Here is a 10,376-nt window from a genome sequence, read left to right as displayed (position 1 = left end):
CTCAGCAGTCTGGATAGCCGCATTCACGATCACGCCACGAACGACCTTGCGGCGCTTGTAGCTGCGTTGCCGAATCTTGTCGCGGTCGCGTTTAACGGCGGGACGGCGGCGAAGATCGGCATGCAGGCGTTGGCCGAGAGTCGAGTGTCGCTGGATCTTATAAAGCTGCCGTCGAGCAGTCCGGCGTATGCGGCTCTGCCTTATGCGCAGAAGTTCAGGGCGTGGGAGGCGTTGCGGAAGTGGTTGGTATAGCGGTTCGTCGCGCTCAACTAGCGCGAATGACTTTCATATGTCCTTCTGCGTTGAAATGACGATGAGGTCCACGGCAATCCGCGTCTCGACGTTCATGCAGTTGCCACCGACATCATGCGAACGACATTTCCAGCTCCACGCCCGAGTAGTTGACGCGCGGCGCCACTTCTCGACCCTCGCCTTCTTCGAAACGAACGAGGCCGTATCGCTCCATTGTCCGAAGCGTCCGTGATAGATTGGATTTTGCACGGCCCGAGCGCTCCGCGAGTTCGCTCAGTGACGCGGGCTTCGTCTCGGCGATCAACGCAAGCAACGAGCGGTTTCTGTCGGAAAGCACCTGCGCCAGCGTTTCGAGCGACTGGAACCAGACTTTGGGCTCATCCGGGTTGGGCACATAGTCGCCTCGGGCGATTGCCATCGTCCGAGCTTTGTATTGCTCCAATGACGCAATCCCGACCTTCAGGACGTTGGCTCTACTCATGCTGACTGCTCCTTCTCGCGAGAATCGCTTCAACTTCGACCCAGAAATCCGCCAGCAACTTCCCGGCGTCCTCGTAGGAATAGAAACGAACCTGGGGGCCATGATGCTTGTGGTCATATTCGATGCGCGTACGCGCTCCCGGTCCTGAGCCCTCGCGGATGGGGTGCGCGTTATCAAAGCCCAAGAGACGAGAGCCTGCCTCGTCATGGAGCGTCAGCGAATACCTAAGCCCCTGAGGGCGTTCAGCCGTCACGGCGCACGGCCTCACCGCGAACTTAACCCAACACGTGCCGCCGGAATCCACGACAAGCGTTTCTCCATCGAGGTAAAGCAGCGTGTCAAGGCCGGGATCGCGCGCGTTCGTTTGCATGGATGTTATCACCCGATCATAACTTTATCAATCACCTCCCTACCGGACTATCTGTGCAGATGCCGTTGCGGCACGGCTGCCGGCCGTCGTCCGCCTGCATAGCGCGGTATAGGCCAAGTGGAGGTCTGCGAATCGCTAGATGCTAACGAGGGAACGTCGTCCTCGCGGCGCGTTCGCCTGTTTCTAAGACCGAATGTCAGGCTTGCGCCATTCGACGCTGTGTAGCCTTGCGTCAGCGGTTGCCGCTGTAGCTTCCTCCAAAACCGATCCGAGACATGGCTGTCGGGCTGGAATAGCGGCCCATTCAGGGCAATTGCTTGTGGAAGAAAGTCGTTCCGCAGTACCTGCCATCGGGCATGAGCGCGTAGTTCGGGACATGACCGACTCGCTGCCAGCCCGCGCGTTCGTAAAGTCTTTCCGCATCTCCGCCCGTGACTGTATCGAGTACGAGAACCGATTTGCCGGCCTCTCGCGCGGCGTCATCGACCGCAGCCATCAAGCGAGCCGCGATGCCTCGGCGCCTTGCGCCACGGTGAACCAGCATCTTTGCGACGTCTGCGCGGTGAGGCTGGTTCTCGGGCAAGGCAGTGATCAATTGCACAGTGCCGACGACACGACCATCCTCGTCCTGCGCAATGAGGAGTATCCGCTCCCGGCGTACTACACCTTCAGCGACTTGCCTCCAGAAGTCCACCGCCGTCTTCCTGGAAATCGGCAACATGAAGCTTACGGATGCACCGCCCTCGACGCAGTCGATCAGCAGTTCCGCCAGCGGGTCTACATAGGCAATGACTTCATCGGGGTGAAGCTTTCGTATGCACGGCACTCGGATCATCGTTGGCTCCGTGATTGGCTGGGGAGGCAGCATAGTGCAGCAATATACCGTGCTCGCCGGCTCGAGCGGTTGTGAAAAACTGATTGGCCAATCCATTGACGAGCGCGTTGGAGATCGACTGAAAATTGCCGATGCGAGTGACACATCGGCCGCGCCGCCATCAGAGATCGAGCGCAAGAAACCGGGTGCCTTCGACCGGATTTTCGTAGTACGGCGCCGTATCGACGAAGCCCAATCGCTCGTAAATGCGCTGTGCGAAACGGGTTTGCGGAACCGAGTCCAGAACCAGCGTCGAGAATCCCAATGCCTTCGCTTTCCGGATCACGCACGTAACCAGCGTTTCGCCGAGCGATAACCCGCGGAATGTTTCGCGAACATAGAGTCGCTTGATTTCCGCAGTCTGTGCCGTACAACGAAGCAGCCCGGCGCAACCGGCGAGTTCGCCGCCGGCGTCCGCGACGAAGAACATGCCGGAGGGCAGCGTATACATGTGTTCGAACGCGTCCATCTCGGCATCGAATCCGCGGTACGACAAGTCCATGTCCAGCCAGCGGACATACTCGCGGATCACCGCGACGAGGCTGCGCGTATCAGCGGGAAAAACGGCTTCGCGGACGACGGGCACCGGCATTCGCATGGCGCCGCTCAAATCCATACGTCGTTTTCGGCCGTCCTTTCGTTGGTCGTATCGCCCGTGTTGACGACGCCGCGCGGTTCGATCAGCAGCAACTTCACTTCGGATTCGGCATACGGCTTGTGCTCGACTCCCTTCGGAACGACCGCCATTTCGCCGGGATGCAACTCGATCGAGCGATCGCGAAAGTCGATGCGCAAGTGACCGTCGAGAACGATAAACGTTTCGTCGGTGTCGGCATGCCGGTGCCAGACGAAATCGCCGACTATCTTCACGACCTTGAACTGATAGTCGTTCATCTCGGCAACGACGCGTGGCTGCCAGTGACCGTCGAGCTGACGAATCTTGTCGAGGAGATTGATCGGCTTGTATTGGCCGCGCTGCTCGGGCGCGAGCTGAGAATCGTCGTGCATGACTGCTCCGTTTCAGTGATGTCTGGAACGAAGCTTAAGCCTGCTACCGGCGATTGTCTTGAACGATTGTGCACGCCTGCGCTAGCCGTCGCGCGGACCGCCCATCATCGCGAGCCAACGTGCGGGAGGGATTCCGTATGCGCTGCGAAAATGTCGCGTCATATGGCTCTGGTCGGCGAAGCCGGTCGCGGCTGCAGTATCCACGAGGGAAACGCCGCATGTCATCATTGCACGCGCCGCTTCGAGCCGGCGCATGACGAGATAGCGATAGGGACTCGTGCCGTAAAAGGCTCTGAAATCGCGCGAGAGGCTCCATCGATCCTGTCCGCTGACTGCGGCAAGCTCATCGAGCGTAACGGTGCGGGTGCACGATGCATCCAGATATTCTCGCGCGCGCCGCGCCGCCGCGAAATCCGCGGACGTGCGGATCGAGCGCGCGCCGGATGCGCTATCCAGGGCCAGCGCCAGACCGGCGAGCGCATCGTCGCGTTCGAGCGGCTCCGCATCGGGGTGCATCTGGCGCAGGGCTGCCTTCGTCGCTTCGAACAAGCGCGGATCGGTCGTTACGCCGCCTTCGATGAACGGTAAAGACTGGCCTCCGAGCACTTCCTGAATCGCCGCCGGCTGGACGTACAGCATCCGGTAACGAAATCCCTCGTTCGTGCCGGCTTGACCGTCGTGCGCTTCGTCGGGATGCAGGACCATCGTCTGTCCCGGCAGGCTGCTGCGCAAGCTGCGCCGATAATGGAAACATTGGACGCCGGCGAGGGTCACGCCGATTGCGTACGTGTCGTGCCGATGCATTGAGTACGCGTTGCCACGAAAAAACGCTTCGATGCGTTCTATTCCGTCGTTGGACTCGGAACGGTAAATCCAGCCGGATCGGACCTTCCTGGTATCGCCGTTCATCGAACTCTCCGGCTTCGTTTGCGCGGATATACAGGAATGCGGGTGCGGGAAGTCATCGCAAACGCGCGCCGCGAAGGCGTTCCGACAGCGGCGCACGCGCTTTGGCGCTGCTGGAGATTGACATCACGCAACTGAAATTGCCAATTCTACGCCGGAGTAGTTGGCGCGCGGCGTCATCTCCAGACCCCCACCCCTTTCGTTCGCCGGGCGCGCCGCACCAAACGAAAATGGCGCCGCAGGCGTTCAGCCTGCGGCGCCATCGCGCGGCGCCACGGACGCAGATACCGCGCCGTAGCCTAAAGCGCGCGTTACATCTTCACGGTATCGGCCACTTCCTTGAAATCTTCGATTTGATCGAAGTTCATGTATTGATAGATCTTGTCGCCGTCGGCGTTGAGCACGCTCATGTCGGCCATATACTCGTCCCGGCTCGGAATTTTGCCCAGGCGCGAGCAGATCGCTGCGAGTTCCGCCGAGCCGAGGTACACGTTCGTATTCTTGCCCAGGCGGTTCGGGAAGTTACGGGTGGAAGTCGACATGACAGTCGCGCCTTCGCGCACCTGTGCCTGGTTGCCCATGCACAGCGAGCAGCCGGGCATTTCGGTACGCGCGCCGGCTGTGCCGAAGACGCCGTAGTGGCCTTCCTCGGTCAGCTGCTTCTGGTCCATTTTGGTCGGCGGGGCCACCCACAGCTTGACCGGGATGTCGCGTTTGCCCTCGAGCAGCTTCGATGCTGCTCGGAAGTGGCCGATGTTGGTCATGCACGAGCCGATGAACACCTCGTCGATCTTGGCGCCCGCCACATCGGACAGTGTCTTCACATCGTCCGGATCGTTCGGGCAGGCCACGATCGGCTCGTGGATGTCGGCCAAGTCGATTTCGATGACAGCCGCGTAATCGGCGTCGGCATCGGGAGACAACAGTTGCGGATCGGCCAGCCACTGTTCCATCGCCGCGACGCGCCGCTGCAGGCTGCGCGGGTCCTGGTAGCCTTGGGCGATCATCCACTTCAGCAGCGTGACGTTGCTGTTGAGGTACTCGATGATCGGCTCTTTATTCAAGTGGACCGTGCAACCGGCGGCAGAGCGCTCGGCGGAAGCATCCGACAATTCGAAGGCTTGCTCGACCTTCAGATCGGGCAGACCTTCGATTTCGAGAATGCGGCCAGAGAAAATGTTCTTCTTGCCTTGTTTGGCCACCGTCAGCAGGCCTTGCTTGATGGCATACAGCGGAATGGCGTTGACGAGATCACGCAGCGTCACACCCGGCTGCATCTTGCCCTTGAAGCGCACCAGCACCGATTCCGGCATGTCCAGCGGCATCGTGCCGGTGGCAGCCGCGAAAGCGACCAGACCCGAACCCGCCGGGAAGCTGATGCCGATCGGGAAGCGGGTGTGCGAATCGCCGCCGGTGCCCACCGTGTCGGGCAGCAGCATGCGGTTGAGCCACGAGTGGATCACGCCGTCGCCCGGGCGTAGCGCGATGCCGCCGCGCGTGCTGATGAAGTTCGGCAACGTCTGGTGAGTCTTCACGTCCACCGGCTTCGGATAGGCGGCGGTGTGGCAGAACGACTGCATGACGAGATCGGCCGAAAAGCCCAGACACGCCAGATCCTTGAGTTCGTCGCGGGTCATCGGGCCTGTCGTGTCCTGCGAGCCGACGGAGGTCATCTTCGGTTCGCAGTACGTGCCCGGACGGACACCCTGGCCTTCCGGCAGACCGCAGGCGCGGCCGACCATCTTCTGAGCCAGCGAGAAGCCATTTTTGCTAGCGGCCGGCTGCTGCGGCAGGCGGAACAGCGTCGACGGGGGCAGACCCAGCGCTTCACGCGCCTTGGCAGTCAGTCCGCGGCCGATGATGAGGGGAATGCGGCCGCCGGCGCGCACTTCATCGAACAGCACGTCGGACTTCACCCGAAACTCAGCGATCACTTCGCCGTTTTTCAGGGCCTTGCCGTCGTATGGGCGAAGTTCGATCACATCGCCCATTTCCATCTTCGACACGTCGAGCTCGATCGGCAGCGCGCCCGCGTCTTCCATCGTGTTGTAGAAGATCGGGGCGATTTTGCCGCCCAGGCATACGCCGCCGAAGCGCTTGTTCGGAACGAACGGAATGTCTTCGCCCGTGAACCACAACACCGAGTTGGTGGCCGACTTGCGCGACGAGCCGGTGCCGACGACGTCACCCACGTACGCAACCAAATGGCCCTTTTCCTTCAGCGACTCGATGAACTTGACCGGGCCACGCTTGCCATCTTCTTCCGGGGTGATGCCGGGACGGGCGTTCTTCAGCATCGCGAGCGCGTGCATCGGGATGTCCGGACGGGTGGTGGCGTCCGGGGCCGGCGACAGGTCGTCGGTGTTGGTTTCGCCCGTAACTTTGAAGACGGTGACAGTCAGGCTTTGCGGCACTTCCGGACGGCTCGTGAACCATTCGGCATCGGCCCAGCTCTGCATGACGGCCCGGGCGTTGGCATTGCCCTGTTCGGCCAGCTCCCTCACGTCGTGGAACTGGTCGAACATGAGTAGCGTTTTTTTCAGTGCACCGGCGGCCACGGCGCCCACTTCGGTGTCGGACAGCAGTTCGATCAGCGGCTGGATGTTGTAGCCGCCCAGCATCGTGCCCAGCAGTTCGGTGGCGCGCTCGCGAGAGATCAGCGCACAGGCGGTCTGGCCTTTCGCCACCGCAGCCAGGAAGCCCGCCTTGACACGCGCGGCTTCGTCCACGCCGGCGGGCACACGGTGGGTGATCAACTCGAGCAGGGTTTGCTCTTCACCGGCAGGCGGATTCGCCAGCAATTCCACCAGCTCGGCGGTCTGCTGAGCCGTCAGCGGCAGGGGAGGAATACCGAGCGCGGCGCGTGCGGCCACGTGAGCACGAAGATCTTCAAGCATGGGGGACCTGCTGAGATGGCATTTAAGGGGAAGGCTTGTCAGGCGTTCGGCAGCGGTTCGGGGACACTGCATCGAACGCGATTTTAGTCATAACCCACTCCAACGTCAAATGTCTTATGTCTTATATAAGAGTTGCCATTCATTGAGATGCTTCGCGATTCGCGATAGACGCACCGCGCCCGGTCCGCGCGTCGTCTCCCAACGTTGCCGCGAGCTTCGTCCGATCGAGCTCGCCTTCCCACGCCGATACGACGATCGCTGCCACGCCGTTGCCTATGATGTTCGTGAGCGCCCTGCATTCGGACATGAAGCGATCGATACCGAGAATCAGCACCATTGCACTGACGGGAACGGTCGGCACAACGGACAAGCTTGCGGCGAGCGTGATGAAGCCCGCGCCCGCAACGCTCGCCGCGCCCTTCGAGGTCAGCATCGTGACGAGCAGCAGCACGATTTCCTGCGCGAACGTCAAATGGATGTTGGTCGCCTGTGCGAGAAACAGCACCGCGAGCGTCATGTAGATGTTCGTGCCGTCGAGATTGAACGAATAACCGGTGGGCACCACCAGCCCCACGACGCCGCGTGGGCAACCGAGACGTTCGAGTTTTTCCATCAATTGCGGCAACGCCGCTTCGGACGTCGATGTGCCGAGGACGATCAGCAGTTCGTCGCGGATATAGGCCAGGAAGCGCCACAGATTGAATCCAGCGAGGCGCGCGACCATGCCGAGCACCACGGCGACGAACAGGAACGCGGTGAGGTAGAAGGCACCGATCAGCTTGAACATCGGCAGCAGCGAGACGATGCCGTAACGGCCGATCGTGAAGGCGATGGCGCCGAAGGCACCGATCGGCGCGAGACTCGTGACCATGCCGACGATGCGAAAGAACGCTTTGGACGATGCCTCGATCAAATGCGTGACGGGCTCGGCGGGCTTGCCTGTCAGCGTCAATGCTGTGCCGAACAGCATCGCGATCAGCAGCACGGGGAGGATGTCGCCATGCACGAGGGCGCCGACAAACGTATCGGGAATGACGTGTGCAATGAATCCGGCCAAGCCGTCGCCGTGGGCGGCTTGCGCCGCGTAGCTCGAAACGGCGTGCGCATCGAGCGTCGACGGATCGACATTGAACCCATTGCCGGGCGCGAGCACATGCGCGGCGAGCAAACCGATCGCGAGCGCGAGCGTGGACGCGAGCTCGAAATAGAGCAACGCCTTGCCGCCGACGCGCCCGACCTTCTTCATGTCCTGCATGCCCGCGATACCGGTCACGACCGTGCAGAAAATCACCGGCCCGATGATCATCCGCACGAGCTTGATGAACAGATCGCCGAGCGGCTTGAGCGCGACCGCGGCTTGCGGCGCGAAATGGCCGAGCAGGACGCCGGCGACAATGGCCGCCAGCACTTGAACATAGAGAATCTTGTATAACGGTTTGCGTTTCATGTGTCTCCTCCTTTCTAGAGGCAAAGGGATAGCCGTCCCTTCTTCTGTCGGAAGGGAATCGGCATGGCTCGAGCAGGCAAGCGGTTACCGCGTGCAACGGATGGGCGCTTACATCACGCGCGCCCAGGGATGTCGGACAAAATGCGACTGTTCGAAGGCTTCGATTGCGGCGAGTGAGTCGAGCGTCAGGTCCACGGTGTCCATGCCTTCGATGACCATGCGCTTGTGGCGCGCGCAGATCGTATACGCATAGCGTTCGCCCGACGCGGAACTCACCGTCTGTTGATCGAGATCGATCGAGAGCGATGCGCCGGGCGATTCGATCGCCGAGCGCGTCAGCGCGTCGATTGCGTCACGCGCGAGCGGTACGAGCAGCAGGCGGTTGTTCATTGCGTTCGAATAGAAGATCTCTGCGAAGCTCGGCGCGATCACGGCCTGGAATCCGTATTGCTGCAGACCCCATACCGCGTGCTCGCGGCTCGATCCGCAGCCGAAGTTGGCGCCGCCGATCAGGATGCGCGCGCTCGCATAAGCGCGCTGATTGAGCACACACTCCGCGCGAGGCTCACCCGACTCGTCGAAGCGCAGGTCGTACAACAGACCGTCGGCGAGACCTGCTTTATCGATGACGCGCAGGAACTGCTTCGGCATGATCTGGTCGGTGTCGAGATTGTCGATGGGCAACGGAAGGGCGCTGCCTTGAATAGTCGTGAGCCGGGTCATGGTGTGGGGGCCTCGAGCGTGCGGACATCGGTGATGCGGCCAGTGATGGCGGCCGCTGCGGCCATCGCGGGACTCATCAGATGCGTGCGGCCGCCGCGTCCCTGGCGGCCTTCGAAATTGCGGTTGGTGGTGGACGCACAGCGCTCGGAGGCACCGAGCACGTCGTCGTTCATCGCGAGGCACATCGAGCAGCCCGGCTCGCGCCATTCGAAGCCCGCATCGACCAGCGTCTTTGCGATGCCTTCCCGTTCGGCTGCCCGGCGAACGCTGCCCGAACCCGGCACGACCATCGCGCGCACACCCGGCGCGACGCGCTTGCCCCGTACGATGGCAGCCACCGTGCGCAAGTCTTCGATGCGCCCGTTGGTGCAAGAACCAACGAATACGCGATCGATGGGCGTGCCGGCCATCGGTCGATTCGGTGCGAGGTCCATGTATGCGAGCGCGCGGCGCAGCGACGCCGCAGCTTCCGGTGTCGTTTGTGCACCTTCGTCGGGAATCGGCTCATCGATGGCGACGGCCTGGTCGGGGCTCGTGCCCCAGGTGACGAATGGGGCGATGTGCCGCGCGTCGAAATGGTGTTCGACGTCGAAGCGCGCGCCGGCGTCGGAATGCAGGGCGCGCCAGTCTTCGAGCGCATCTCGCCAAGCCGATTCGTCGAATGAAGGCGCGTGGGCACGCACGTATTCGAAGGTGGTCGCGTCGGGCGCAATGAGCGCGGCGCGCGCGCCGGCTTCGACCGTCATGTTGCACAAGGTCATGCGTGCCTCGGCAGACAGCGATTCGATCGTCGAGCCGGTGAATTCGACGGCATATCCGCGTGCCCCTTGCGCGCCGATCTTGCTGATGACCCAGAGGATGAGGTCCTTCGACGACGTGCCGTACGGCAGTGCGCCCTCGATCGTGATTCGCATGGTCCGCGCCAGCCGATACACGAGCGTTTGCGTCGCGAGCACCTGCTCGACTTCCGATGTGCCGATGCCAAAGCCCAATGCGCCGAGCGCCCCGTACGTGGTGGTATGGCTGTCGCCGCACAGCACGACCATGCCCGGACGAATCAGCCCGAGTTCCGGCGCGACGATGTGTTCGATCCCTTGTAGCGGATCGTTCGCCGCCAGGAGCTGGATGCCGGCTCGCTCGCAGTTGCGCGCGAGGTTCGTCGCCTGCATGAGCGATGCCGCATCGCGAATCACGCGCGGCGACTCGGCATGAGTAGGAATGATATGGCTCACGACGGCCAGTTGCTGTCGCGGACGGCGCACCGGGCGGCCGCGTGCTCCAAGCGCGCTGAACGCTTGCGGACTGGTGTACTCGTTCATCAGATGAAGGTCGGCGTACAGCAGCACGTTGTGCTCGTCGATATGCAGCACCGTGTGCGAATCGACGAGCTTGTCGTAAAGGGTTCGTTCGGACATGAC

11 protein-coding genes are annotated in these 10,376 nt (G+C 62.0%); 1 reads left to right on the top strand and 10 read right to left on the bottom strand.

Annotation, left to right across the window (positions count from 1 at the left end; all coding sequences use genetic code 11):
• Positions 1-252 (top strand): DNA-deoxyinosine glycosylase (locus VGL01_RS18495; protein ID WP_331571858.1); only part of this gene is annotated, 252 nt, incomplete at its 5' end.
• Positions 253-364: 112 nt separating this feature from the next.
• Here VGL01_RS18495 and VGL01_RS18490 read toward each other — a convergent pair.
• The 10 genes from VGL01_RS18490 to leuC form a co-directional block, all read right to left on the bottom strand.
• Positions 365-733, bottom strand: coding sequence for a helix-turn-helix domain-containing protein (locus tag VGL01_RS18490; RefSeq protein WP_331571856.1), 369 nt, complete (start codon positions 731-733; stop codon positions 365-367).
• The gene (locus VGL01_RS18485) at positions 726-1,103 is read right to left on the bottom strand and encodes a toxin-antitoxin system TumE family protein (RefSeq protein WP_331571854.1); all 378 of its coding nucleotides are present in this window, start codon (positions 1,101-1,103) and stop codon (positions 726-728) included. Before VGL01_RS18485 ends, VGL01_RS18490 begins: the two co-directional genes overlap by 8 nt.
• A gap of 304 nt (positions 1,104-1,407) precedes the next feature.
• Positions 1,408-1,938 carry a GNAT family N-acetyltransferase gene (locus VGL01_RS18480; protein WP_331571852.1) on the bottom strand — a complete coding sequence of 177 codons (531 nt, stop codon included), beginning with the start codon at positions 1,936-1,938 and terminating at the stop codon, positions 1,408-1,410.
• Positions 1,939-2,098: 160 nt separating this feature from the next.
• Positions 2,099-2,575, bottom strand: a complete 477-nt coding sequence (locus tag VGL01_RS18475; protein WP_331571870.1) for a GNAT family N-acetyltransferase — start codon at positions 2,573-2,575, stop codon at positions 2,099-2,101.
• 8 nt (positions 2,576-2,583) lie between these two features.
• Positions 2,584-2,985 (bottom strand): cupin domain-containing protein, encoded by a 402-nt coding sequence (locus tag VGL01_RS18470; protein WP_331571850.1) that lies wholly within the window; start codon positions 2,983-2,985, stop codon positions 2,584-2,586.
• An 81-nt stretch (positions 2,986-3,066) separates the two neighbouring features.
• Complete coding sequence (locus tag VGL01_RS18465) at positions 3,067-3,894, bottom strand: AraC family transcriptional regulator (RefSeq protein ID WP_331571848.1); 828 nt, start codon at positions 3,892-3,894, stop codon at positions 3,067-3,069.
• Positions 3,895-4,202: 308 nt separating this feature from the next.
• Positions 4,203-6,788, bottom strand: coding sequence for a bifunctional aconitate hydratase 2/2-methylisocitrate dehydratase (acnB, locus tag VGL01_RS18460; protein WP_331571846.1), 2,586 nt, complete (start codon positions 6,786-6,788; stop codon positions 4,203-4,205).
• Between the two features lie 139 nt (positions 6,789-6,927).
• Positions 6,928-8,235 (bottom strand): dicarboxylate/amino acid:cation symporter, encoded by a 1,308-nt coding sequence (locus VGL01_RS18455; protein ID WP_331571844.1) that lies wholly within the window; start codon positions 8,233-8,235, stop codon positions 6,928-6,930.
• Between the two features lie 108 nt (positions 8,236-8,343).
• Entirely contained in the window at positions 8,344-8,958 is a 615-nt protein-coding gene (gene leuD / locus VGL01_RS18450; RefSeq protein WP_331571842.1) for a 3-isopropylmalate dehydratase small subunit, read from the bottom strand.
• Entirely contained in the window at positions 8,955-10,373 is a 1,419-nt protein-coding gene (gene leuC / locus VGL01_RS18445; RefSeq protein WP_331571840.1) for a 3-isopropylmalate dehydratase large subunit, read from the bottom strand. The genes leuD and leuC overlap by 4 nt, the downstream gene beginning before the upstream one ends.
• Positions 10,374-10,376: the final 3 nt, after the last annotated feature.

It is taken from the genome of Trinickia sp., from assembly GCF_036503415.1.
Taxonomy (GTDB): domain Bacteria; phylum Pseudomonadota; class Gammaproteobacteria; order Burkholderiales; family Burkholderiaceae; genus Trinickia.
The sequence above is the reverse complement of the archived record's forward strand: the minus strand, read 5'-3'. Positions and strand labels throughout refer to the sequence as shown.

Excerpts from the sequence above, each read along its gene's own strand:
- VGL01_RS18490 (WP_331571856.1), bottom strand. The coding sequence starts at position 733 with ATGAGTAGAGCCAACGTCCTGAAGGTCGGGATTGCGTCATTGGAGCAA.
- VGL01_RS18485 (WP_331571854.1), bottom strand. The coding sequence starts at position 1,103 with ATGCAAACGAACGCGCGCGATCCCGGCCTTGACACGCTGCTTTACCTC.
- VGL01_RS18480 (WP_331571852.1), bottom strand. The coding sequence starts at position 1,938 with ATGATCCGAGTGCCGTGCATACGAAAGCTTCACCCCGATGAAGTCATT.
- VGL01_RS18475 (WP_331571870.1), bottom strand. The coding sequence starts at position 2,575 with ATGCGAATGCCGGTGCCCGTCGTCCGCGAAGCCGTTTTTCCCGCTGAT.
- VGL01_RS18470 (WP_331571850.1), bottom strand. The coding sequence starts at position 2,985 with ATGCACGACGATTCTCAGCTCGCGCCCGAGCAGCGCGGCCAATACAAG.
- VGL01_RS18465 (WP_331571848.1), bottom strand. The coding sequence starts at position 3,894 with ATGAACGGCGATACCAGGAAGGTCCGATCCGGCTGGATTTACCGTTCC.
- acnB (WP_331571846.1), bottom strand. The coding sequence starts at position 6,788 with ATGCTTGAAGATCTTCGTGCTCACGTGGCCGCACGCGCCGCGCTCGGT.
- VGL01_RS18455 (WP_331571844.1), bottom strand. The coding sequence starts at position 8,235 with ATGAAACGCAAACCGTTATACAAGATTCTCTATGTTCAAGTGCTGGCG.
- leuD (WP_331571842.1), bottom strand. The coding sequence starts at position 8,958 with ATGACCCGGCTCACGACTATTCAAGGCAGCGCCCTTCCGTTGCCCATC.
- leuC (WP_331571840.1), bottom strand. The coding sequence starts at position 10,373 with ATGTCCGAACGAACCCTTTACGACAAGCTCGTCGATTCGCACACGGTG.